This window comes from Streptomyces sp. NPDC050619 (assembly GCF_040654815.1).
GTDB lineage: Bacteria > Actinomycetota > Actinomycetes > Streptomycetales > Streptomycetaceae > Streptomyces.
The window spans coordinates 1-22,430 of the sequence record NZ_JBFAIR010000024.1; the positions used below are offsets into that span (position 1 = coordinate 1).

The following is a 22,430-nucleotide window of genomic DNA, read 5'->3' on the forward strand; positions in this document are numbered from 1 at the left end:
AAGTCACTGCTTGCCTTCGGCATCGCCCTCATCCTCCTGATGCGCTTCCGCCCCGAAGGCATCATCGCCAACCGCCGCAACCAACTCGAATTCCACGAGACCGGCCAACTCGATGTACCAGAACAAACGACGCTCACCGACCAACCCGTGACCGTCACCAAGGCGGGGGCGTGACCATCATGACGACACCTGTACTCGAAGCACGCGCCGTCACCATGCGCTTCGGCGGTCTCACCGCCGTACGATCCGTCGACCTCACCGTCAACTCCGGCGAGATCGTCGGCCTCATCGGCCCCAACGGCGCCGGAAAAACCACCTTCTTCAACTGCCTCACCGGCCTGTACGTCCCCACCGAAGGCACCGTCTCCTACAAAGGCACCGTGCTGCCGGCCAAACCCCACCTCGTCACCCAGGCCGGCATCGCCCGCACCTTCCAGAACATCCGCCTCTTCGCCAACATGACCGTCCTCGAAAACGTCCTCGTAGGCCGCCACACCCGGACCAAGGAAGGCCTGTGGTCGGCGCTGCTCCGCGGCCCCGGCTTCAAAAAAGCGGAAAAGGCCAGCGAAGAACGCGCCATGGAACTCCTCGAGTTCATCGGCCTCGCCGCCAAGCGCGACCACCTCGCCCGCAACCTCCCCTACGGCGAACAACGCAAGCTGGAGATCGCGCGCGCCATGGCCAGCGAACCAGGCCTGCTCCTGCTCGACGAGCCCACCGCCGGCATGAACCCCCAAGAGACGCGAGCCACCGAAGACCTGGTCTTCGCCATCCGCGACCAGGGCATCGCCGTCCTGCTCATCGAGCACGACATGCGCTTCGTCTTCAACCTCTCCGACCGCGTCGCCGTCCTCGTCCAAGGCGAAAAACTCGTCGAAGGCACCTCCGAAGTCGTCCAGGCCGACGAACGCGTCATCGCCGCCTACCTCGGCGAACCCTTCGAGGGCGAACCCGGCGAAGCCGAAGCCGCCGACGTCGCCGCCGCCGAAGCCGCCCTCGGGACACCGAGCACCACCACCCAGGGAGACGTCAAGTGACCGCACTGCTTGAGGTCGAAGACCTCCGCGTCTCCTACGGCAAGATCGAAGCCGTCAAGGGCATCTCCTTCAGCGTCGACGCCGGCCAGGTCGTCACCCTCATCGGCACCAACGGCGCCGGCAAAACGACCACCCTGCGCACCCTCTCCGGCCTGCTCAAGCCGACCAGCGGAAAGATCACCTTCGACGGCAAACCCCTGAGCGGCGTACCCGCCCACAAGATCGTCGCCCTCGGCCTCGCCCACTCCCCCGAAGGCCGCCACATCTTCCCCCGCCTCACCATCGCCGAAAACCTCCAACTCGGCGCCTTCCTGAGAACGGACAAGGCAGGCATCGACAAGGACATCCAACGCGCCTACGACCTCTTCCCCATCCTGGGAGAACGCAGGAAACAGGCCGCGGGAACCCTCTCAGGCGGCGAACAGCAGATGCTCGCGATGGGCCGCGCACTCATGTCCCAGCCGAAACTGCTCATGCTCGACGAGCCCTCCATGGGCCTCTCCCCGATCATGATGCAGAAGATCATGGCCACCATCGCCGAACTCAAGTCCACGGGCACGACGATCCTCCTCGTCGAACAGAACGCCCAGGCAGCCCTGTCGCTCGCCGACCAGGGACACGTCATGGAAGTCGGCAACATCGTCCTCTCAGGCACCGGGAACGACCTGCTGCACGACGAATCCGTACGCAAGGCCTACCTCGGCGAGGACTAGGCCGCGTTTGGGCTGGTCACGCAACGCGGCCCGCGCCCCCTGATTCGGGGGCGCGGGCCGCGTTCGTGCTCCGGGTGTCAGCCCTTGCTGTTCTTCTTCTCGTCGGCGTCCTGGATGACCGCCTCGGCGACCTGCTGCATGGACATCCGACGGTCCATGGAGGTCTTCTGGATCCACCGGAACGCGGCCGGCTCGGTCAGGCCGTACTCGGTCTGGAGGATCGACTTCGCGCGGTCGACGAGCTTGCGGGTCTCCAGACGCTGGGAGAGGTCGGCGACCTCGCGCTCCAGCTCCTTCAGCTCCGTGAACCTCGATACGGCCATCTCGATCGCCGGAACGACGTCACTCTTGCTGAACGGCTTCACCAGGTACGCCATCGCGCCGGCGTCCCTGGCGCGCTCGACGAGGTCGCGCTGCGAGAAGGCGGTCAGCATGAGCACCGGGGCGATCCGCTCCTCGGCGATCTTCTCGGCCGCCGAGATGCCGTCGAGCTTGGGCATCTTCACGTCGAGGATCACGAGGTCCGGCTTGTGCTCACGGGCGAGCTCGACGGCCTGCTCACCGTCACCGGCCTCGCCGACGACGCTGTAGCCCTCTTCCTCCAGCATCTCTTTGAGATCGAGCCGGATCAGGGCCTCGTCCTCGGCGATGACGACACGGGTCGTCAGCGGAGGCACGTGCGACTTGTCGTCGTCGGGCGCGTCTACGGGCTGGGGCGACTCGGGGGCGGTCACGGGGGCTCCTTGTTGCGGGCCGGGCAGGTACTGCTGTCTATGCAGCCTACCTAGAGGCGGGGAGCTACGGTGACCCGGTACACTCTCGACAGTGCCAGCCGGGTTGGCGGAACAGGCTTACGCGGATGTCTCAAACACATCTGTCCGAAAGGACATACGGGTTCGAATCCCGTACCCGGCACTTCCCGAAGCGGATGCTCACGTTCTCGTGAACATCCGCTTTTTGCTGCGCGCGGTCACGATCAGTAACTCACAGTGGTCGCATGGAACAGCACAGCCCTTCGATTCGCGCCCAAGCCGTCGCACTCATGCGCCAAGGTGTCCCCAACCGTGTAGTCGCGGAGCGCCTCAACATCCCACGGGGAACCGTCGGCTGGTGGCGCAGCGAGGACCGCCGAGCACGCGGCGAGACGTACGAGCAGCCAACGGACTGCCCTCGATGTACGGGGCGCGAGTTCGACGTAGTCGCGTACGCGTACCTGCTCGGCCTCTACCTGGGCGATGGCCACATCATCTCGAAGCCCAAGCAACACCATCTGTCCATCTTCTGCAACGCGACCCAGACCGGTCTGATCGCCGCCGCCGAGGAAGCCATGCGCAAGGTGATGCCGCTCCCGAGCGTCACGCAGCGCTACAAGCCCGGCTGCATCGAGGTGAAGTCGTACACGATGCACTGGACCTGTATGTTCCCCCAGCACGGCCCCGGCAAGAAGCACGAGCGCACCATCGCCCTCGCACCCTGGCAGCAAGCCATCGTCGACGCCCACCCCTGGGAGTTCATCCGCGGCCTCATCCATTCCGACGGCTGCCGGATCACCAACTGGACCAGTCGCGTCGTAGCCGGTGAACGCAAGCGGTACGAATACCCTCGGTACTTCTTCACCAACGTCTCCGAGGACATCCGTCGGCTCTACACCGACACCCTCGACAAGCTCGGCATCGAGTGGACCCGCTGCACCCGCAACGGCAACCCGTACAACATCTCCGTCGCCCGCAAAGCCTCCGTAGCCCAAATGGACACCCACATAGGCCCCAAGCACTGAAAGGCCCCTACTTGTCGTCCTCGCCGATGTGGTGCACCCGGACCAGGTTCGTCGAGCCGGAGACCCCGGGAGGAGAGCCGGCCGTGATGACGACGATGTCGCCCTTCTCGCAGCGGCCGTACTTCAGCAGCAGTTCGTCGACCTGGTCCACCATGGCGTCGGTGGAGTTCACTTGGGGACCCAGGAAGGTCTCCACGCCCCACGTCAGGTTCAGCTGCGAGCGCGTCGCCGGTTCCGGGGTGAAGGCGAGCAGCGGGATCGGGGAGCGGTAGCGGGACAGGCGGCGGACTGTGTCGCCGGACTGGGTGAAGGCGACCAGGAATTTCGCTTCCAGGAAGTCGCCCATTTCCGCTGCCGCTCGGGCGACCGCGCCGCCTTGGGTGCGTGGCTTGTTGCGTTCGGTCAGGGGCGGGAGGCCCTTCGCGAGGATGTCTTCCTCGGCCGCTTCGACGATCCGTGCCATCGTCTGGACCGTTTCGATGGGGTACTTGCCGACGCTGGTCTCGCCGGACAGCATCACCGCGTCCGTGCCGTCGATGATCGCGTTGGCCACATCCGACGCCTCCGCCCTCGTCGGACGCGAGTTGTCGATCATCGAGTCGAGCATCTGGGTGGCGACGATGACCGGCTTGGCGTTGCGTTTGGCGAGTTTGATGGCGCGCTTCTGGACGATCGGGACCTGTTCGAGTGGCATCTCCACGCCCAGGTCCCCGCGCGCGACCATGATGCCGTCGAAGGCGGCGACGATGTCGTCGATCGCTTCCACTGCTTGGGGCTTCTCCACTTTCGCGATGACGGGGAGGCGGCGGCCTTCCTCGTCCATGATGCGGTGGACGTCCTCGATGTCGCGGCCGCTGCGGACGAAGGAGAGCGCGATGATGTCGAAGCCGTTGCGCAGGGCCCAGCGGAGGTCGGCCTCGTCCTTGTCGGAGAGGGCGGGGACGGAGACGGCGACGCCGGGGAGGTTGAGACCCTTGTGGTCGGAGATCACGCCTCCTTCGACCACTTTGGTGTGGACGCGGGGGCCGTCGACGGTGGTGACTTCGAGGCAGACCTTGCCGTCGTCGACGAGGATGTGTTCGCCGGGGGTTACGTCGGCGGCGAGGCCGGAGTAGGTGGTTCCGCAGGTCTGTCGGTCGCCTTCGGTGCCTTCTTCGACCGTGATGGTGAAGGTGTCGCCGCGTTCAAGGAGTACGGGTCCTTCGGTGAAGTGGCCGAGGCGGATCTTCGGGCCTTGAAGGTCGGCGAGCATGCCGACGCTGTGGCCGGTCTCGTCGGAGGCTTTGCGTACGCGCTGGTAGCGGTCCTCGTGTTCGCCGTAGGTGCCGTGGCTGAGGTTGAATCGGGCGACGTCCATTCCGGCTTCGACCAGTGCCTTGATCTGGTCGTACGAGTCGGTGGCGGGCCCCAGGGTGCAGACGATTTTTGCTCGGCGCATGTTTCGAGCCTATGACTTACTCACGGGTAGGGAATTGGCCACGCATGACTACTCAACAACCTTTGGGTGAAGTGCTATTGACAAGTGTTGAATTGTGCGCGGGGGTGCTCTGATGAGCATTCAAACGCGCGAATTCCTCTGGGGTCACAGCTGTGGCGGCGCCATGGTGAAGCGGGCGTTGACCTGGGCGTGGACCCGTTGGCGTTGGGGTTCGAGGTCGAGGGGGGCGGCGGCGTCTTCGGTGGCGTAGGCCATGGAGCGCATGCGGCCAGGGTTGGCCGGCGGGTAGGCCTGGGGGGTTTCCGCGCCGATGTCGGCGAGTTCCACGAGTGCCGCGAGTGTGGTGCCGAGTGCGTCGGCGTATTCCCTTGCCCGTTGTACGGCTTCTCGTACTGCCTGTTGCCGGGCTTCCTTGTGGGCGGGTGAGTCGGGGCGCAGGGCCCACCAGGGGCCGTCCACCCGCGTCAGGTCCAGGTCGGCGAGGCGGGTGGTGAGTTCGCCGAGTGCGGTGAAGTCGGTGAGTTCGGCGGTGATGTGGACGCGGCCGTGGTAGGCGTGGATGCGTTCGCCGCGGCCGTGTTCCTTGAGTTGGGGGGTGATGGAGAAGGAGCCGGTTTCCAGCCTCTCCACTGCTTCGCCGTAGGTCTTGATGAGGTCGAGGGCGGTGGTGTTGCGGCGGGTGAGGTCGTCGAGGGCGGCGCGGCGATCTTTGCCGCGGGCGGCGACGGTGATGCCGATGCGGGCGATTTCGGGGTCGACTTCGAGGCGTGCTTCGCCGCGGACGGCGATGCGGGGGGCGTCGGGGGTGCCGTAGGGCAGGGCGGGTTGGGGGTCTTGCGGGGGTGGGGTGGTCATACGTCCCACTCTGTCAGTTCTTACCTGCGGGGGGTGTCTGTCGGTCACCAGATCGAAACGTGCGGGGTCTATTGCGGTTGGGCATGGACGGGTCAGAATCTACGCGCGTTGTTGACCGTTTCCCGAGGAGATCGTGACATGCCGTTGAACCGTCGGAAGTTCCTGAAGAAGTCCGCTGTGACGGGGGCGGGGGTCGCGTTGGCCGGTGCGGCGGCTCCGGCGGCTGGGGCCGCGGAGGCGAAGAAGGGGACGAAGCCGGTGAAGCGGTACTCGCTGACGGTCATGGGCACCACCGATCTGCACGGTCATGTCTTCAACTGGGACTACTTCAAGGACGCGGAGTACGGCGACGCGCAGGGCAACGCGCAGGGTCTGGCGCGGATCTCGACGCTGGTGAACCGGGTGCGGAGTGAGAAGGGCCGCCGGAACACGCTGTTGCTGGACGCGGGCGACACGATTCAGGGCACGCCGCTGACGTACTACTACGCGAAGGTCGATCCGATCACCGCGGAGGGTGGTCCGGTGCATCCGATGGCGGCGGCGATGAATGCCATTGGGTATGACGCGGTGGCGCTTGGCAATCACGAGTTCAATTACGGCATCGAAACGCTGCGTAAGTTCGAGGAACAGTGCGACTTTCCGCTGCTGGGTGCGAACGCGCTGGACGCGAAGACGTTGAAGCCGGCTTTCCCGCCGTTCTTCATGAAGACGTTCCGGGTGCCGGGTGCGCCGCCGGTGAAGGTGGCGGTGCTCGGGTTGACGAATCCGGGTATCGCGATCTGGGACAAGGCGTATGTGCAGGGCAGGTTGACGTTCCCGGGGCTTGAGGAGCAGGCGGCGAAGTGGGTGCCGAGGCTGCGGTCGATGGGTGCGGATGTGGTGGTCGTATCGGCGCATTCGGGGTCGTCGGGGACGTCGTCGTACGGTGATCAGCTGCCGTATGTGGAGAATTCGGCGGCGTTGGTGGCGCGGCAGGTGCCGGGGATCGACGCGATTCTGGTCGGGCACGCGCATGTGGAGATCCCGGAGCTGAAGGTCGCCAACGAGGAGACGGGTCGGACGGTTGTCCTGTCGGAGCCGCTGGCGTATGCGGAGCGGTTGTCTCTTTTCGACATCGAGTTGGTCTTCGCGAAGGGGAGGTGGGGGGTCGAGTCGGTGGCGGCGTCGGTTCTCAATTCCAATGCGGTGGCGGACGATCCGGAGATCACGAAGCTGTTGAAGGATGATCACGATGTCGTCGTGGCGTATGTCAATCAGGTGGTGGGCACGGCGACGGAGACGTTGACGACGGTGGATGCCCGCTATAAGGACGCGCCGATCATCGACCTGATCACGAAGGTGCAGGAGGACGTGGTCAGGGCGGCGCTGGCGGGTACCGAGTACGCGTCGATGCCGGTGATCGCGCAGGCGTCGCCGTTCTCGCGGACGTCGGAGATTCCGGCCGGGGAGGTGACGATCCGGGATTTGTCGAGTCTGTACGTGTACGACAACACGCTGGTCGCGAAGTTGATGACGGGGGCGCAGATCCGGGCGTATCTGGAGTATTCGGCGCAGTATTTCGTGCAGACGGCGGCCGGTGCGGTGGTCGATGTGGAGAAGCTGACGAATGCCGGGGGGCGTCCGGACTACAACTACGACTATGTGTCGGGGTTGGGTTATGAGATCGACATCGCGGAGGCGGCGGGTTCGCGGATCAGGAATCTGACGTACATGGGGGCGGCGCTGGATGATGGTCAGCAGTTTGTGCTGGCGGTGAACAACTACCGTGCGAACGGGGGCGGTGCGTTTCCGCATGTGGCTTCCGCTACCGAGGTGTGGGCGGAGTCGACGGAGATCCGGACGCGGATCGCGGAGTGGGTGACCGCGAAGGGGGTGCTGGATCCGAAGGATTTCGCGTCGGTGGACTGGAGGCTTACGCGGGGCGGTACGCCTGTTTTCTAGGGGCCAGGTGTAGGTGTGTGAAGGCCGGTGGTTGTGCCGCCGGCCTTCACTTCGTGTTACAGCAGGCTGGTGACGCTGTTCTGGATGGCTGCCACGTCGCCGGCGATGGCGGCTGTGGTCTGTACGCCGGGGGCGATGAAGCCCAGCCAGCGCAGGAGGGTGTTGCGGCGTGGTTCCTCTCGGGTGAGTTCGGCTTCGACGTGTTCGGCGGCCTGGACGAGTTCGGCGCCGTCTTCGTAGTGGTGCTGGTCTCGGCGTAAGTGCTCGAGCAACAGGTGGGCGGCGGCGCGGAGTTCGGTGATGGCGGCTTCGCGGTCGGCTTCGGTGGGGGCGCCGGTGGTTGCGGTGGAGTGGTTGAGGGCGACCGCGCTGGCGTCGATGCGGATGTTGCCGCCGGCGTGGATGCCGCTGTTGTTTCCGGTGTCGGTTTCTGACATGCCGTCACTTTCCTCGGTTCGCGGGTGGTGCGGCTGGGGTGCCGGCGGGCGAGCCGGGGGTGACGGGGGCGCCGGAGGGCTGGCCGCGTCGGAAGACGCCGGCGATGCTGCCGCCGACGCCGACGGCGGAGCTGTTGAGCGTCACGTTTCCGCCCGCGTACAGGCCCATGTTGTTGATGGTGGCCTGGCGCTGGATCAGGTCGCCGGAGTCGATGTTGTGGTCCTCCATGAAGTCCACCAGGGCGTCCAGCACGCGGTGTTCGACCGTCTTGGCGTACAGCTCCCGGTCGAGTTGCTGGAAGTAGCGGTAGTAGAGCTGGTCGCTCGCGGCGTCCCGGATGCTGAAGGCCGCTCCGTAGTTGAACGAGCGGTGGCGGATCTCCCGGCTCTGGCGGCGTTGCTTGCGGTGTTCGATGAGGGGGGAGAACAGGCCCGCGATCACCGAGAAGGGGGCTCCGATCAGCAGGGCCGGTGCGCGGAGTCCGGCGCGTCTGACCAGGGTCCACCACTGGCGGGGGGTGGGTGAGCCGAGGAGTTGGTCCGCGATGCGGTACTGCTCGCGGACCGGGGCGAGGAGGGAGCTGCTGCCTTCGATGAAGAGCATCTTGCGGTCGGAGAGCAGGGCGCAGCGCAGGAAGAGGGTGGTGGCCAGTTCGCCGCTCCAGCCGGTGACGCGGATGGCCAGGTAGGGGCGGGCGCGGCCCTTGCCGTCCTCGCGCAGTTCGCGCAGGAGGTTGGGCGAGACCCTTTCCCTGGGTGGTCCGGCGGTGTCGGGCAGTAGTTCGGCGCGGGTGCGGTCGTCCACTCCGTACAGGAGGTCGGCGCCGTTGACGAGGAGGAGGTTCTCGACGCGGACGCCGGGGAGTTTGAGGTCTCCGATTCGGGCGGCGAGGTGGTCGTTGAGTTCGTGGACGGTGAAGGGCACGACCTGCTTGCCCTCTTGGGGCCGGTCTGTGCCGAGGACGAAGGACCAGGTGCTCATCGTCTGTCCGTAGCCGACGAAGGGAGCGTAGAGGGAGAAGACGACGACGTTGCCTCGGTCTCGTCTTTCGATGGCCTCGATGCGTCGTCGGTTTTCGGCGCTGAGTGGCTGGGGGGCCTGGTCGGGGGCGAAGTTCTCTCGTTTGAGTTGTCCGGCGACGACGCCGTAGTGCACGGTGAGCGATTCGATGGCGACGATGATCCAGGCCGCGAGGAAGCCGAAGACGAGGGTTGCGCCGAAGGTGATCGGCAGTGTGATCACGATGATCAGGAGCAGCAGGGCGAGGACGACGTCCCGGCGTACCTGGCGGCGGCGGGCGGCCAGCGCGTGCCGGAGTACGCAGGCGAGGTCGACGCCTGGCGAGGAGGCGACTGCGCGGCGTGGTTCTTCCAGGATCTGTTCGACGGCTTGGCGGGCGAACTTGGTGTCTGTGTGGACGGCGGTGCATAGGTAGCGGGTGACGTCGGGGGCGAAGCGGGAGGGTGAGGTGGCCGGGGGGACGTGGTGGGGTATTTGTGGTCCGGGGGTGATGTTGGGCGGGGTCGGTATGGTCATGGTCTTTTTGTTTTCTGCTCGGTAGCTGATTCGTGTGCCCATGTACGCACCGTCAGCAACAGAATTCCCGTGGCCACCAGGATCGGTAAATCGATCACCAGGCCAAAGAAATGATCGTCCGCCGGGCTATAGATCCCGAGGAAGATTCCCCCGGAAAGAAATTTCGCCCGGACCAGACGCCCCCGTTGCAGCGACATGCCGGGACGGTACAGCGGTCCGAGCGCACAAGGGAGAGGTAGGGCATATTCTGGCGGCCCTTTTTCTTCCGGCCTTTTCGGTCCTCTTACCGCTCGTTACCACCCGTCGACAAGGGGCGTGAGCGCCCTTGCCTGGCGGGCGGCCGGGATCTGCGGCTGTCGTGGTTCGAGTCCGAAGGTGGTGAAGGCCGTTCGTGCGGGCAGCGGGTAAGGCTCCTTGTCCGTCAGGGAGTTGAGGATGGTGGCGCTGCGCCAGGCGGCGAGTCCGAGGTCGGGGGTGCCGACGCCGTGGGTGTGGCGTTCGGCGTTCTGCACATGTACCGCTCCCGTCACGGAGGGGTCCAGGACCAGGCGGAACCGCTCGTCGACGCGGGGGCGTTCGCGGCTGTCGCGGCGCAGGTAGGGGTCGAGGCCGGCGAGGATGCGGTCGAGGGGGCGTTCGCGGTAGCCGGTGGCGAGGACGACGGCGTCGGTGGTGAGGCGGGAGCGGGTGTTCTGCTCGATGTGTTCGAGGTGGAGTTCGATCCTGGTGGTGGCGATGCGGCCCGCGGTGCGGACCCGGACGCCGGGCGTGAGGACGGCGTCGGGCCAGCCGCCGTGCTGGGTACGGCGGTACAGCTCGTCGTGGATGGCGGCGATGGTGTCGGCGTCGATGCCCTTGTGCAGTTGCCACTGCGTGCTGACGAGGCGGTCGCGGGTGCCTTCGGCGAGGGCGTGGAAGTAGCGGGTGTAGTCGGGCGTGAAGTGCTCCAGGCCGAGCTTGGAGTACTCCATGGGGGCGAAGGCCTCGGTGCGGCCGAGCCAGTGGATCTTCTCCTGGCCGGCGGGGCGGCCCCGGAGCAGGTCGAGGAAGACCTCCGCGCCGGACTGTCCGGAGCCGACGACGGTGACGTGTCCGGCGGCGAGGAGGGTGTCGCGGTGGTCGAGGTAGTCGGCGGCGTGCACGACGGGGACGGTGGGTGCCTCGACGAGGGGCTTGAGCGGGTCGGGGACGTAGGGCTCGGTGCCGATGCCGAGGACGATGTTCCTGGTGTAGGTACGGCCGAGGGCTTCGGCTTCCCCGTCGGTGTCGAGTTGGGTGAAGTCGACCTCGAACACGTCGCGTTCGGGGTTCCAGCGCACGGCGTCGACCTGGTGGCCGAAGTGCAGCCCGGGGAGGTTCTCCGACACCCAGCGGCAGTAGGCCTCGTACTCGGCGCGCTGGATGTGGAAGCGCTCGGCGAAGTAGAAGGGGAAGAGCCGCTCGCGGGCCTTGAGGTAGTTGAGGAAGGTCCAGGGGCTGACCGGGTCGGCGAGGGTCACCAGGTCGGCGAGGAACGGGACTTGGACGCGTGCGCCGTCGATGAGCAGGCCGGGGTGCCAGTCGAAGGCGGGGCGCTGGTCGTAGAAGACCGTGTCGAGTTCGGTGAGGGGGTGGGCGAGCGCGGCGAGGGAGAGGTTGGAGGGGCCGATGCCGATGCCGACCAGGTCGCGGGGTGCGTCGGGCTCGTGGTGCGGCGGGTGGGGGGTGCGGGTCGTCATCGGGGGGTGTTTCCTTCCACCAGTTGCAGGAGTGCGGCCAGGTCGTCGGGCCTGGTGTGGGGGTTGAGGAGGGTGGCCTTGAGCCAGAGCCGGCCGTCCGGGCGGGCCCGGCCGAGGACGGCTCGGCCGTCGGTGAGGAGTTTTCGGCGTACGGCGGCGACGGCGTCGTCGGTGGAGGCCGCGGGCCGGAACAGGACGGTGCTGATGGTGGGCCGGTCGTAGAGCTCGAAGCCGGGGTGGTCGTGGACGAGGGCGGCGAACGCGTCGGCGTGGGCGCAGACCTGGTCGACGAGGGCGCCCAGGCCGGTGCGGCCGAGGGTTTTGAGGGTGACGGCGATCTTGAGGACGTCGGGGCGGCGGCTGGTGCGCAGGGAGCGGCCGAGCAGGTCGGGCAGGCCGGCCTCGGTGTCGTCGTCGGCGTTGAGGTAGTCGGCGCGCTGGTCGAGGGCGGTGAGGTCGCCGGGGTGGGTGACGGCGAGGAGGCCGGCGGCGATGGGCTGCCAGCCGAGTTTGTGCAGGTCGAGGGTGACGGTGTCGGCGGCGTCGAGGCCGGCGAGCCGGTGGCGGTACCGGTCGCTGAAGAGGAGGCCTCCGCCGTAGGCGGCGTCGATGTGCAGGCGGGCGCCGTGGGCGGCGCACCGGGCGGCGATGTCGGGGAGGGGGTCGATGAGGCCGGCGTCGGTGGTGCCGGCGGTGGCGGCGACGAGCAGGGGGCCGGGCAGGGTGGTGAGGGCTTCGTCGAGGGCGGCGGGGTCGAGGGTGCCGGCGGGGGCGGGGACGAGGACGGGTTCGGGCAGCCCGAGCAGCCAGGCGGCACGCGGCAGCGAGTGGTGGGCGTTGGTTCCGCAGACGAGCCGGACGCTTCCGCCGTGCGCCTCGCGGGCCAGCAGGAGGGCGAGTTGGTTGGATTCGGTGCCGCCGGTCGTGACGAGGGCGTCGGCGGCTCCGGCTTCCCTGGCGAGCGCCCGGGTCACCAGTCTCTCCAGTGCGGAGGCCGCCGGGGCCTGGTCCCAGGAGTCGAGGGACGGGTTGAGGACGCCGACGGCGAGGTCGGCGGCGGTGGCGACGGCGAGGGGCGGGCAGTGCAGGTGGGCGGCGCACCGCGGGTGGGCCGGATCGGCGGCGCCTTCGGCGAGCGCGCGCACGAGCAGCCGTAGGGCGTCCGGGTCGCCCTTGTCCGGCAGTACGTCGCCCACCGCTGCCCGTACCCGGGCGGCGACCGCGTCCGGCCCGCCCGCGGGCAGCGGTCCCCCGCGGGCCCGCGCGCCCTCCCGCAGCGCGCCGAGCACCGTGTCGAGCAACGGCCGCAGGGCGTCGGGGCCTTCCGGGCCTTCGGGCCCTTCCGGGCCTTCGGGGCCGGAGGCGAGCGGCGGGGTGCTCATCGTTGTCCTTCGGGGCGCTGGTCAGAGGGAGTTCCAGCTTGTACGCGGATGTGGCGCCGCGCCCGAAAAGTTCGACGATGAGACCCGAAAGGGGGTACGTGTCCCTCGGGCCTTTGAGCAGGCCAGGCGGCTCTACACCTCCCTCACTCGCAACGCCCTCCCCAGATCGTCGAGTTGGTCGATCAGCTTGCGGCGCAGGGCCGGGATCGGGTCGGCGTCCCGCAGGCACCGCTCGCCCAGGCGGAGCGTCTCCGCGTCGCCTACGGGGGCGGGGAAGGCCCAGCGGCCGGCGGCGTCCGCGATGGCGGGGCCGCGGCGGGCGGCGACGGAGACCGCGTCCTGGAAGTAGCGGGGCACGTACTGCCGTACGAGGTCGGCCTGTTCGGGCTGCCAGAAGCCCCGGGCCGTGGCGACGAACAGGTAGTTGGAGAGGTCGTCGGTGGCGAACATCGCCTCCCATGCCGTGCGCTTGGCGTCCTCGTCGGGCAGGGCGGCCCGGCAGCGGGCGGCGCCTTCTTGGCCGGTGGCGCTCGGGTCGCGCTCCAGTTCGGCGGCGATGGCCCGCTCGTCGGTGGCGCCGAGGACGGCGAGCCGGCCGAGGACGCGCCAGCGCAGCTCGGGGTCGAGTTCCGGGCCGCCGGGCACGGTGCCGTCGGTGAGCCAGGCGGCGATCGTGTCGGGGTGGGCGGCGACGTCGATGAAGTGGCGTACGGCGATCAGGCGCAGACCGGGGTTGTCGCCGTCCTCGGTGCGGCGGATGAGGTCGCGGCACAGGGCGGAGAGGGTGGCCAGGGCGGCGGGGCGCTCCTCGGGGGTGAGGTAGCGGTCGGCGACCTGGGCGCAGGCGAAGGCGAGGACGCCCTGGACGAGGGCGAGGTCCGTCTCGTGCGGGAGGTGGGCGCGGGCGGCGTCCAGGTAGGCGGCGGCGGGGAGTTGGCCGTCGCGGACGGCGTCCCTGAGGGCGTTCCACACGACCGCGCGGGTGAGTGGTTCGGGCAGCCCGGACAGGGCGGCGCGGACGGTCGCGAAGGACTCGGGGTCGAAGCGGACCTTGGTGTAGGTGAGGTCGCCGTCGTTGAGGAGGAGCAGGGCGGGGCGTTTGCCGATGGGGTGCGGCCCACCGGATTCGGCCTGCGGGATGTCGAGGTCGAGGCGTTCGCGCAGGACGAGGTGGCGGCCCTCGTCGGTGACGTCCTGGTCGTAGAGGCCGACGGCGATGCGGTGCGGGCGGCTGCCGGTGCGGTCGACGGTGAGGGCGCAGGTGCCGTCGTCGCCGCGGGCGACGCGCGGGGTGAGGGTGTCGACGCCGGTGGTGCGCAGCCAGGTGTCGGCCCAGGTGTGGACGTCGCGGTCGGTGCCCGCGGCGAGGGAGTCGATGAAGTCGGCGAGGGTGGCGTTGGCGAACTTGTGGCGGGCGAAGTGGGTGTTGATGCCGGCCAGGAAGTCCTTCTCGCCGAGCCAGGCGACCAGCTGCCTGAGCGCGGAGGCGCCCTTGGCGTAGGAGATCCCGTCGAAGTTGAGCATGGCGGACGCGGTGTCGGGGACGGCGGCCGGGTCGGGGGCGACGGGGTGGGTGGAGGGGCGCTGGTCGGCGTCGTAGCCCCAGGCCTTGCGGGCGACGCCGAAGTCCACCCAGGTGCCGGTGAAACGGGTCGCCTCGGTGAGGGTCTGGTATCCCATGTACTCGGCGAAGGACTCGTTCAGCCAGATGTCGTCCCACCACTGGAGGGTGACGAGGTCGCCGAACCACATGTGGGCCATTTCGTGGGCGATGACCATGGCGCGGGTCTGGCGCTCGGTGTCGGTGACGGCGGAGCGGTAGACGAACTCGTCGCGGAAGGTGACCAGTCCGGGGTTCTCCATGGCGCCGAAGTTGAACTCGGGGACGAACGCCTGGTCGTAGGAGTCGAAGGGGTAGGGCTCTTCGAACTTCTCGTGGTAGCGGTCGAAGCACGCGCGCGTGATGTCGAAGAGCTCGTCGGCGTCCGCGTCCAGGTGGGTGGCCAGGGAGCGGCGGCAGTGGAGGCCGAAGGGCAGGCCGCGGTGTTCGGTGCGTACCGAGTGCCAGGGGCCGGCGGCGACGGCGACGAGGTAGGTGGAGATCAGGGGGGTGGGCGCGGCCTGCCAGACGCCGTCGTCCCCCCGCGAGGTGATCCCGTTGGCGAGGACGGTCCAGCTGTCGGGGGCCTTCACGGACAGTTCGAAGACGGCCTTGAGGTCGGGCTGGTCGAAGGCGGGGAAGACCCGCTTGCAGTCGTCCAGGGCCAGCTGTGTGTAGACGTAGGTTTCGCCGTCGGTGGGGTCGGTGAAGCGGTGCATGCCCTCGCCGGTGCGGGAGTAGCGCATGGCGGCGTCGATGCGCAGCTCGTGCTCGCCCGCGGTCAGGTTCTTGATGCGCAGCCGGTCCTCGTCCACGGAGAGGGAGTCCAGGTCGAGCGGCTGCCCGTCGAGGGCGACGGAGCGCAGTTCGGCGGGCTTGAGCTCGACGAAGGTGTCCCCGTCCGCGCGGGTCGCGAAGGTGATGAGGGTACGGGAGTCGAAGATCTCGTCGCCGCGCGTCAGGTCGAGTTCGATCTGGTAGCGGTGGACGTCGAGGAGCCCCGCTCGGGTCTGCGCTTCGTCGCGCGTCAGTACGGACATGCAGGACATGCTGCCTGATGGCGCTGACAAGACACAGGGGCGGATCGGAACGCGGCCTATGTCCGGTCCTGTTCGAGCTCTGAGGCGTGCGCTCCCTGGGCGCGCTGGTTCGGAACACGGGCGTCCGGGTGGGGCAGGGCGGGGCGTGCGGGGTGTTCCGGGGGCTCGATGTGGTCCTTGACCATGGGGGCCTCGATGTGGTCGTTGACCAAGGTGACCTCAGTGTGGTCCTTGACCAGGGCGGCCTCGATGTGGTCGTTGACCAGGGCAGCCTCGGCACGGTCGTTGACCAGGGCGCGTAATTCCCGGACCTCGCGTTCGAGGGCGAGGTGGCGCTGGTGGGCGTCGAACAGGTAGCGGACCTTGGTGCGCAGCGCCCAGGGGTCGATGGGTTTCATGACCAGGTCGGCGACGCCGAGCCCGAAGGCGGCGGTGGTCAGTTCGTGGTCGGGGCCGAAGCCGGTGAGCAGGACGATGGGGATGTGCTGGGTCTGTTCCACGCGCCCCATGTAGCGCACCACGTCCAGGCCGCTGACGCCGGGCATGCGCACGTCGAGCAGGAGGAGGCCGACCTGGCCGCGCAGTACCTGCTTGAGGGCCTCGTCGCCGCTGGTGGCGCGGCCCAGCTGATAGCCCAGTGGGGCCAGGGCGCTCTCCAGCGCGTACAGCGTGTCCTCGTGGTCGTCGACGATGAGGATCCTGGCATCCGACGGCATGACCCGACGTCCCTCCCTCGTGGACAAACCAGCTTATGTCCGAGGAGCTGACGGGGAGTGCTCGTCAGCTGACAAGGAGTGCACAGCGCAGCATGCCCCTCGGGAGCCCCTGTGTCACGCCCCGGGGACGGTCGCAGGAGGTCGATACGAGGTCGATACGTGGTCGAAACGCGTTCAATACGTGATCAATTCGCCAGAGGAGTTGAGCCGTTCACGGCGTTCTCGGCGATGTGTTCGTGGTGTCTGATCACCTCGCCGATGATGAAGTTCAGGAACTTCTCAGCGAAGGACGGGTCGAGTTTGGCGTTCTCGGCGAGGCTGCGCAGGCGCTCGATCTGCCGGGCCTCGCGGGCCGGATCGGCCGGCGGCAGCCGGTGCTGGGCCTTGAGGAGGCCGACCTGCTGGGTGCACTTGAAGCGTTCGGCGAGCATGTGGACGACGGCCGCGTCGATGTTGTCGATGCTGTCGCGCAGCCGTGCGAGCTCCTCGCGGACCGCGGGGTCGACGTCGCCGGTGCCGGTGTTGCTGGTGGTCATGGGCGTCCACCCTACGTGGGCCTGCTCAGCCCTGCGTGGCCTGCTCAGCCCTATGTGCTTGCTCAGCAGGTCCGTTCGATCACGGGCGGATCGTCGGGGTCGGGGACCTGGTTGCTCCAGCCGCCGGGGACGGTGCGGCCCTGCTGGGCGCGGAAGCGGACGGGGGCCATGCCGACGCGGCGGGTGAACAGGCGTGAGAAATAGGCCGGGTCGTCGTATCCGACGCGGCGGGCGACGGAGGCGACGGGCAGTTCGGTGGCGGCGAGGAGTTCCTTGGCGCGGCCGAGGCGGATGCCGAGCAGGTAGTCCTTGGGGCTGCAACCGGCGCCGCGCCGGACGGCGGTGCGCAGTTCGGCGGCGGTCATGCCGTGCCGGGCCGCGTGGTCGGCGACCGACATCGGCAGACACGCGTCCCGCGCGAGGGCCTTGAGGACCTGGTCGCCGTCGGGTGCGAGGTCGGCGCGGGCGCGGCGCAGGGCGACCAGGAGTTCGTGGACGGCGGCGCCGGTCTCCACCTCCAGGAGGGGGTTGTCGCGGCGGGCGGCGCGCGCGATGCGGGCGATGACGCCGCGCGGGCCCGTGGCGTCCGACAGCGGGACGACGGGGCGGTCCGGTTCGATGTAGCCCAGTGCGGTGTACGTGGCGGTGGCGGGCCCGGCGAAGTCGACGAAGCCCTCGTCCCAGCCGGTTTCCGCGTCGGGTGCGTAGTGGTGCGGGATGCCGGGCGTGAGCCACAGCAGCGCGGGCGCGGTGACGGTCGTACGGCGTCCGTCCGGGCTCAGGTACCAGCCGGTGCCCGCGCTGATCACGACGGCGACGTGGTGGTCGAGGGTGCGCGGGCCGACGGTGGGCAGCGCGCCGTACTGGAGGCCGACGCCGAGGCAGACGAGGCCGAGCCGGTGGTGGGCGGGGCCGGGCGTGAAGAACCGCATCCAGGTGTGGTACATCGGCGCTCCTCGCGGCGTCGGTCATGACGCTGTTTCCGTCCAAGCAGCGCCGATCTTTGTCCATGGACGTGATCACCGCCAGAGGTGAGGCTGGCCGCATGAGCGAGTTCACGGTGGGGGACACCGACTTCCTGCTGGACGGGCGGCCGGTGCGGCTGCTGTCCGGCGCGCTGCACTACTTCCGGGTGCACGAGGCCCAGTGGGGGCACCGGCTGGCGATGCTGCGGGCGATGGGCCTCAACTGCGTGGAGACGTATGTGCCCTGGAACCTGCACGAGCCGCACCCTGGTGACGTCCGGGACGTCGAGGCGCTGGGCCGTTTCCTGGACGCGGCCCAGCGGGCGGGGCTGTGGGCGATCGTGCGGCCGGGGCCGTACATCTGCGCCGAGTGGGAGAACGGCGGGCTGCCGCACTGGCTGACGGGGCACCCGCGCACGAGCGACGAGCGTTTCCTGGCTCCCGTGGAGCGCTGGCTGGGTCGGCTGCTGCCCGAGGTGGTGTCCCGGCAGATCGACCGGGGCGGCCCGGTGGTCCTGGTGCAGGTGGAGAACGAGTACGGCAGCTACGGCTCGGACGCGCGGTACCTGCGTCGCCTCGCCGATCTGCTGCTCGCGCAGGGGGTGACGGTTCCACTTTTCACCTCGGACGGCCCGGAGGACCACATGCTCACCGGCGGCTCGCTCCCCGGGGTGCTCGCCACGGTGAATTTCGGCTCCCACGCGCGCGTGGCGTTCGAGACACTGCGCCGGCACCGGCGCGCGGGCCCGCTGATGTGCATGGAGTTCTGGTGCGGCTGGTTCGACCACTGGGGCACCGAGCACGTCGTAGGGGATCCCGAGGAGGCCGCGGCGACCCTGCGGGAGATCCTGGAGTGCGGCGCCTCGGTCAACCTCTACCTGGCGCACGGCGGCACCAGCTTCGCCGGGTGGGCCGGTGCCAACCGGGGCGGCGGCGAGCTGCACGACGGGCCGCTTCAGCCGGACGTGACCTCCTACGACTACGACGCGCCGGTGGACGAGTACGGGCGGCCCACGGAGAAGTTCTGGCGCCTGCGCGAAGTCCTCGCCGAGTACGCCGACGGGCCGCTCCCCCAGCCGCCTCCCCCGCCCGCGCCGCTGGGCACGCCGGCCGAGGCGCGCCTCACCGGCTGGGCGCCCCTGGACGACGTACTGGAGGCGCGCGGGGGTCCGCGGATCTCCTCTCCCGTGCCGCCCACCTTCGAGGAGCTGGACGTCGACCGGGGAGTCGTGCGCTACGAGGTGACGGTGCCGGGTCCGCGGCGGCCCTACCCGCTGACCGTGCGCGGGCTGCGGGACCTGGCGGTGGTGTACGTCGACGGGGAGCGGGCGGGGGTGCTCACCGAGGACGACGACCGCCTCGAGGAGCCCGTCGCCGGGCACGCGCGCGTGGAGCTGTGGGTGGAGTCCCTGGGGAGGGTCAATTACGGGCCGCGGACAGGCGAGCCCAAGGGGATCACCGGGGGCCTGCTGCACGAGCGGCAGTATCTGCACGGGGTACACGCGCGTGGGCTGCGTCTGGACGCGCTGGACGACGTCGAGGGCGTGCCGCTGCGGGACCTGCCGGGAGTCGGTGTGCCCGGCCTGTACCGGGGCACTGTCACCGTCCGCGGCGCCGGGGACGCGTGTCTGGAGCTGCCCGGCTGGACGCGCGGGTTCGTGTGGATCAACGGCTTCAACCTCGGCCGTTACTGGTCCGCGGGCCCGCAGCGGTCGCTGTACGTTCCCGGGCCGGTGCTGCGCGAGGGGGTCAACGAGGTGTGGGTACTGGAGTTCGAGGGTGCGGCGAAGGCGTGGCCCGCCCTCAGGCCCGTACCGGGGAATCCGACCAGGGAATCCGACCAGGGATAATCCGCCCACATCCCCGTAGAGTGGGAGCGGGGTCACGGCGTCTTGGGGGTACGGGCGTGGCGAACGACGGACCGGTCGAGCACGGATACCCGCACCTGGAGACGGTGCGGGCCGCCATCACAGCGCTGTACAAGCGGTTGTCGTACGACACCATCCAGACGTTCGCGACCAGCGTGATCCCCGCCGACGTGGCGTTCTGCGACACCGACGACCTGTATCTCGGGGCGCAGCGGGTGGCCCGTGAGCTGGTGCACCACTACCGTCTGCCGGACGCCCGCGTGGTCATCGGCTTCCGCGAGATGAAGCACGCGGCGAGCGTGGAGCTCGCCGCGGGACCCGAGTACTTCATCGAGCTGAACGACCGTTTCCGCACCCATCGCCGGGACATCGGGGCGGCCCTCGCACACGAGGTGATGCACGTCTATCTGCACCGCCTGGACCTGTCCTTTCCCGGCACCCGCGACAACGAGATCCTCACCGACACGGCGGCGACGTACCTGGGCGCGGGCTGGCTGCTGCTCGACGCGTACCGGGAGGACGCGGCGTCGTCCCAGAAGCTGGGGTATCTGACGCCGGAGGAGTTCGGCTACGTCCTCGCCAAGCGGGCCCTGGTCTTCGGTGAGGATCCCTCGGTGTGGTTCACCAGCCCGCAGGCCTACACGGCGTATGTGAAGGGCATGGAGCGGGCCCGCCAGGACGAGCAGCAGCCGCCGCTGACGGCGGCCGGCTGGGCGGGCCGCCGCCGCTACGCCCGCGACCGCCGACACGCGCCCGGGCCGAGGCCCCAGTCCGGCGTCCCCTACACCTTCACCCCCGACGGCGGCGGCACCCTCCGCGTGTCCTTTCCCTGCCCGACCTGCCATCAGCGGATCAGGGTGCCGGTGCGGGGGCGGATGAGGGCACGGTGTGCGTTGTGCCGGACGGTGCTGGAGTGTGACACGTAGGGTGCGTGGACCGTTGCCGCACGTTTCGGCCCACCGAGTGGGCCGGATGGTGTGTTCCGCACCCGTGGCGCTGTGCGTCGCGAAGCCGGGCGATGCTCACACGGGCCGGTTCTGCTGTTCGATGGTGAGGCCGGCCAGCCCCAGCAGCACATCGGCCGCATCCTGTCGAAGCTGGACCTCCGCGACCGGGTCCAGGCCGTCGTCCTCGCGTATGAGTCGGGGCTGGTGGCGCCGAGAGAGCCGTAGACCGGCGGGCCGGTATCCCGATGGCCCAGGCCTACCCCGCCCCGTAGACCCCCCGCGGAACCTCCGCATCCGCCAGCAGTTTCAGCGTGACCTCCCCGGCCTCGGCCGGTGTCCACCGTGCCCCCTTGTCGGCGCTCGGCCCCGGCCGCCACCCCTCCATGACGGTGATCCGGCCGCCCTCGGTCTCGAAGACCCGCCCGGTGACGCCCGCGCTCGCGGCCGAACCCAGCCATACCACCAGCGGCGACACGTTCTCGGGGGCCATCGCGTCGAAGCCCGCCGCGGGCGCCGCCATCGTCCGCGCGAAGGTCTCCCGCGTCATCCGGGTCCGGGCGGCCGGGGCGATCGCGTTGACCTGCACGCCGTACCGCCCCAGCTCGGCCGCCGCGACCAGCGTCAGCCCGACGATCCCGGCCTTCGCGGCGCTGTAGTTCCCCTGCCCCACCGAGCCCGACAGCCCCGCCCCGCTGCTGGTGTTGACGACCCGCGCCTCGGGCCGCCGCCCCGCCTTCGCCTGGGCCCGCCAGTGCGCAGCCGCGTGCTTGAGCGGCAGGAAGTGGCCCTTCAGGTGGACGCGTACGACCGCGTCCCAGTCGTCCTCGTCGAGGTTGACGAGCATGCGGTCGCGTAGGAAGCCGGCGTTGTTGACGAGGGTGTCGAGACGGCCGTACGTCTCCACGGCGACCCTCACCAGCGACGCGGCGCCCTCGGTCGTCGCGATGTCGGCGCCGTGGGCCACGGCCTCGCCGCCCGCCGCGCGGATCTCGTCGGCCACCTGACGGGCCGGGCTGTCGGGGCCGGGGGTGCCGTCGAGGCCGACGCCGAGGTCGTTGACGACGACGCGCGCCCCCTCGGCCGCGTACGCGAGGGCGTGCGCGCGGCCGAGTCCACGGCCCGCGCCGGTGACGACGACGACCCGTCCGTCACACAGTCCGCTCATGTCATGCCTCCCTGTTGGCGGTTGCGGAGTCCAGGAACGCGGGCCGCTCCCCGCCCCCGTGGACGAGCAGCGAGGCCCCGGTGATGTAGGCGGCGGCGTCGGAGGCGAGGAAGACGGCCGCCCCGCCGACGTCGGACGGCTCGGCGAGGCGGCCGAGCGGAACCGTGCGGGAGACGGCGGCGATACCGTCGTCGTCGCCGTAGTGGAGGTGGGACAGCTCGGTGCGGACCATGCCGACGACGAGGGTGTTGACGCGGATGTCCGGCGCCCATTCCACGGCCATCGAGCGGGCGAGGTTCTCCAGGCCCGCCTTGGCCGCCCCGTAGGCCGCCGAACCGGGCGAGGGGCGGCTGCCGCTGACGCTGCCGATCATGACGATCGATCCGCCGGCCCGCTTCAGCTGCTCGTAGGCGGCGAGCGAAGCCGTCAGCGGGGTGAGGAGATTGAGCTCCACGACCCTGGCGTGCCGCTCGGCGTCCGCGTCGGCCAGCAGCCGGTAGGGGGCGCCGCCCGCGTTGTTGACGAGGGCGTCGATGCGGGGCAGGGCGGCGAAGAAGTCGCGCACCGCGGCCGGGTCGCGCAGGTCCACGGGGACGAACTCGGTGCCCTTGACCGGGTGTTCGGGCGGTCTGCGCGCGCAGGTCACGACCTCGGCACCGGCCTCGGCGAACGCCTTCGCGATCCCGGCTCCGACGCCTCGGGTGCCGCCCGTGACGACCGCGACCTTCCCGTTCAGCTCCATTGGCCACTACCCTTCA

20 protein-coding genes, 1 tRNA gene and 1 pseudogene are annotated in these 22,430 nt (G+C 69.3%); 8 read left to right on the forward strand and 14 right to left on the reverse strand.

All coding sequences use genetic code 11. The features are described 5' to 3' along the window. Positions 1-179 precede the first annotated feature (179 nt). Entirely contained in the window at positions 180-1,037 is an 858-nt protein-coding gene (locus tag AB0I77_RS33055; protein ID WP_363286421.1) for an ABC transporter ATP-binding protein, read from the forward strand. Continuing rightward, positions 1,034-1,750 (forward strand): ABC transporter ATP-binding protein, encoded by a 717-nt coding sequence (locus AB0I77_RS33060; protein ID WP_363286422.1) that lies wholly within the window; start codon positions 1,034-1,036, stop codon positions 1,748-1,750. The genes AB0I77_RS33055 and AB0I77_RS33060 overlap by 4 nt, the downstream gene beginning before the upstream one ends. A gap of 77 nt (positions 1,751-1,827) precedes the next feature. On the opposite strand, the gene AB0I77_RS33065 is transcribed toward AB0I77_RS33060, so the two are convergent. Then, on the reverse strand, positions 1,828-2,484 hold the full coding sequence (locus AB0I77_RS33065) for a response regulator (protein WP_363286423.1): 657 nt from the start codon (positions 2,482-2,484) through the stop codon (positions 1,828-1,830). 97 nt (positions 2,485-2,581) lie between these two features. On the opposite strand from AB0I77_RS33065, the gene AB0I77_RS33070 reads away from it, so the two are divergent. Both AB0I77_RS33070 and AB0I77_RS33075 read left to right on the forward strand, forming a co-directional pair. Next, positions 2,582-2,665 (forward strand) — tRNA-Leu (locus tag AB0I77_RS33070). A gap of 82 nt (positions 2,666-2,747) precedes the next feature. Then, complete coding sequence (locus tag AB0I77_RS33075) at positions 2,748-3,527, forward strand: helix-turn-helix domain-containing protein (protein ID WP_363286424.1); 780 nt, start codon at positions 2,748-2,750, stop codon at positions 3,525-3,527. A gap of 7 nt (positions 3,528-3,534) precedes the next feature. On the opposite strand, the gene pyk is transcribed toward AB0I77_RS33075, so the two are convergent. Together pyk and AB0I77_RS33085 are read right to left on the reverse strand one after the other, a co-directional pair. Further along, on the reverse strand, positions 3,535-4,965 hold the full coding sequence (pyk, locus tag AB0I77_RS33080) for a pyruvate kinase (RefSeq protein ID WP_363286425.1): 1,431 nt from the start codon (positions 4,963-4,965) through the stop codon (positions 3,535-3,537). A 144-nt stretch (positions 4,966-5,109) separates the two neighbouring features. Next, positions 5,110-5,820, reverse strand: a complete 711-nt coding sequence (locus tag AB0I77_RS33085) for an SIMPL domain-containing protein (RefSeq protein WP_363286426.1) — start codon at positions 5,818-5,820, stop codon at positions 5,110-5,112. A gap of 138 nt (positions 5,821-5,958) precedes the next feature. Between AB0I77_RS33085 and AB0I77_RS33090 the strand changes: the two genes are divergently transcribed. Further along, positions 5,959-7,761: a 5'-nucleotidase C-terminal domain-containing protein gene (locus AB0I77_RS33090; protein ID WP_363286427.1), complete on the forward strand. Its 1,803-nt coding sequence runs from the start codon at positions 5,959-5,961 to the stop codon at positions 7,759-7,761. Positions 7,762-7,817: 56 nt separating this feature from the next. Here the strand turns inward: AB0I77_RS33090 and AB0I77_RS33095 are convergent, their stop codons facing one another. From AB0I77_RS33095 to AB0I77_RS33135, 9 genes are all read right to left on the reverse strand, one after another. After that, positions 7,818-8,198, reverse strand: a complete 381-nt coding sequence (locus tag AB0I77_RS33095) for a hypothetical protein (protein ID WP_363286428.1) — start codon at positions 8,196-8,198, stop codon at positions 7,818-7,820. Between the two features lie 4 nt (positions 8,199-8,202). Then, entirely contained in the window at positions 8,203-9,735 is a 1,533-nt protein-coding gene (locus tag AB0I77_RS33100) for a hypothetical protein (RefSeq protein WP_363286429.1), read from the reverse strand. Next, complete coding sequence (locus AB0I77_RS33105) at positions 9,732-9,932, reverse strand: hypothetical protein (RefSeq protein ID WP_363286430.1); 201 nt, start codon at positions 9,930-9,932, stop codon at positions 9,732-9,734. The genes AB0I77_RS33100 and AB0I77_RS33105 overlap by 4 nt, the downstream gene beginning before the upstream one ends. A 96-nt stretch (positions 9,933-10,028) precedes the next feature. Further along, on the reverse strand, positions 10,029-11,453 hold the full coding sequence (locus AB0I77_RS33110; protein ID WP_363286431.1) for a SidA/IucD/PvdA family monooxygenase: 1,425 nt from the start codon (positions 11,451-11,453) through the stop codon (positions 10,029-10,031). Then, a complete protein-coding gene (locus tag AB0I77_RS33115) occupies positions 11,450-12,835 on the reverse strand; it encodes an aminotransferase class V-fold PLP-dependent enzyme (protein ID WP_363286432.1) in 1,386 nt (461 codons plus the stop codon). The genes AB0I77_RS33110 and AB0I77_RS33115 overlap by 4 nt, the downstream gene beginning before the upstream one ends. 132 nt (positions 12,836-12,967) lie before the next feature. Next, a complete protein-coding gene (pepN, locus tag AB0I77_RS33120; RefSeq protein ID WP_363286433.1) occupies positions 12,968-15,475 on the reverse strand; it encodes an aminopeptidase N in 2,508 nt (835 codons plus the stop codon). A gap of 56 nt (positions 15,476-15,531) precedes the next feature. Then, entirely contained in the window at positions 15,532-16,191 is a 660-nt protein-coding gene (locus AB0I77_RS33125) for a response regulator (protein WP_363286434.1), read from the reverse strand. A gap of 185 nt (positions 16,192-16,376) precedes the next feature. Then, positions 16,377-16,727, reverse strand: coding sequence for a chorismate mutase (locus tag AB0I77_RS33130; protein ID WP_363286435.1), 351 nt, complete (start codon positions 16,725-16,727; stop codon positions 16,377-16,379). Between the two features lie 62 nt (positions 16,728-16,789). Then, positions 16,790-17,674 (reverse strand): AraC family transcriptional regulator, encoded by an 885-nt coding sequence (locus AB0I77_RS33135; RefSeq protein ID WP_363286436.1) that lies wholly within the window; start codon positions 17,672-17,674, stop codon positions 16,790-16,792. 98 nt (positions 17,675-17,772) lie between these two features. Between AB0I77_RS33135 and AB0I77_RS33140 the strand changes: the two genes are divergently transcribed. From AB0I77_RS33140 to AB0I77_RS33150, 3 genes and pseudogenes are all read left to right on the forward strand, one after another. Further along, complete coding sequence (locus tag AB0I77_RS33140) at positions 17,773-19,542, forward strand: beta-galactosidase family protein (protein ID WP_363286437.1); 1,770 nt, start codon at positions 17,773-17,775, stop codon at positions 19,540-19,542. Positions 19,543-19,598: 56 nt separating this feature from the next. Then, positions 19,599-20,486 (forward strand): hypothetical protein, encoded by an 888-nt coding sequence (locus AB0I77_RS33145; protein WP_363286438.1) that lies wholly within the window; start codon positions 19,599-19,601, stop codon positions 20,484-20,486. Between the two features lie 141 nt (positions 20,487-20,627). Further along, positions 20,628-20,732, forward strand: a pseudogene (locus AB0I77_RS33150) (DNA-binding response regulator); the annotation flags it as partial. 31 nt (positions 20,733-20,763) lie between these two features. Here the strand turns inward: AB0I77_RS33150 and AB0I77_RS33155 are convergent. After that, the gene (locus AB0I77_RS33155) at positions 20,764-21,672 is read right to left on the reverse strand and encodes an SDR family oxidoreductase (protein ID WP_363286439.1); all 909 of its coding nucleotides are present in this window, start codon (positions 21,670-21,672) and stop codon (positions 20,764-20,766) included. Between the two features lies 1 nt (position 21,673). Then, the gene (locus AB0I77_RS33160) at positions 21,674-22,414 is read right to left on the reverse strand and encodes an SDR family oxidoreductase (protein WP_363286440.1); all 741 of its coding nucleotides are present in this window, start codon (positions 22,412-22,414) and stop codon (positions 21,674-21,676) included. Positions 22,415-22,430 lie beyond the last annotated feature (16 nt).

Coding starts and splice junctions, on each gene's coding strand:
- AB0I77_RS33115 (WP_363286432.1), bottom strand. CDS start 12,835: ATGAGCACCCCGCCGCTCGCCTCCGGCCCCGAAGGCCCGGAAGGGCCC.
- AB0I77_RS33075 (WP_363286424.1), top strand. CDS start 2,748: ATGGAACAGCACAGCCCTTCGATTCGCGCCCAAGCCGTCGCACTCATG.
- AB0I77_RS33100 (WP_363286429.1), bottom strand. CDS start 9,735: ATGACCATACCGACCCCGCCCAACATCACCCCCGGACCACAAATACCC.
- AB0I77_RS33125 (WP_363286434.1), bottom strand. CDS start 16,191: ATGCCGTCGGATGCCAGGATCCTCATCGTCGACGACCACGAGGACACG.
- AB0I77_RS33095 (WP_363286428.1), bottom strand. CDS start 8,198: ATGTCAGAAACCGACACCGGAAACAACAGCGGCATCCACGCCGGCGGC.
- AB0I77_RS33140 (WP_363286437.1), top strand. CDS start 17,773: ATGAGCGAGTTCACGGTGGGGGACACCGACTTCCTGCTGGACGGGCGG.
- AB0I77_RS33110 (WP_363286431.1), bottom strand. CDS start 11,453: ATGACGACCCGCACCCCCCACCCGCCGCACCACGAGCCCGACGCACCC.
- AB0I77_RS33090 (WP_363286427.1), top strand. CDS start 5,959: ATGCCGTTGAACCGTCGGAAGTTCCTGAAGAAGTCCGCTGTGACGGGG.
- AB0I77_RS33105 (WP_363286430.1), bottom strand. CDS start 9,932: ATGTCGCTGCAACGGGGGCGTCTGGTCCGGGCGAAATTTCTTTCCGGG.
- AB0I77_RS33055 (WP_363286421.1), top strand. CDS start 180: ATGACGACACCTGTACTCGAAGCACGCGCCGTCACCATGCGCTTCGGC.
- AB0I77_RS33085 (WP_363286426.1), bottom strand. CDS start 5,820: ATGACCACCCCACCCCCGCAAGACCCCCAACCCGCCCTGCCCTACGGC.
- pyk (WP_363286425.1), bottom strand. CDS start 4,965: ATGCGCCGAGCAAAAATCGTCTGCACCCTGGGGCCCGCCACCGACTCG.
- AB0I77_RS33130 (WP_363286435.1), bottom strand. CDS start 16,727: ATGACCACCAGCAACACCGGCACCGGCGACGTCGACCCCGCGGTCCGC.
- AB0I77_RS33135 (WP_363286436.1), bottom strand. CDS start 17,674: ATGTACCACACCTGGATGCGGTTCTTCACGCCCGGCCCCGCCCACCAC.
- AB0I77_RS33160 (WP_363286440.1), bottom strand. CDS start 22,414: ATGGAGCTGAACGGGAAGGTCGCGGTCGTCACGGGCGGCACCCGAGGC.
- AB0I77_RS33155 (WP_363286439.1), bottom strand. CDS start 21,672: ATGAGCGGACTGTGTGACGGACGGGTCGTCGTCGTCACCGGCGCGGGC.
- pepN (WP_363286433.1), bottom strand. CDS start 15,475: ATGTCCGTACTGACGCGCGACGAAGCGCAGACCCGAGCGGGGCTCCTC.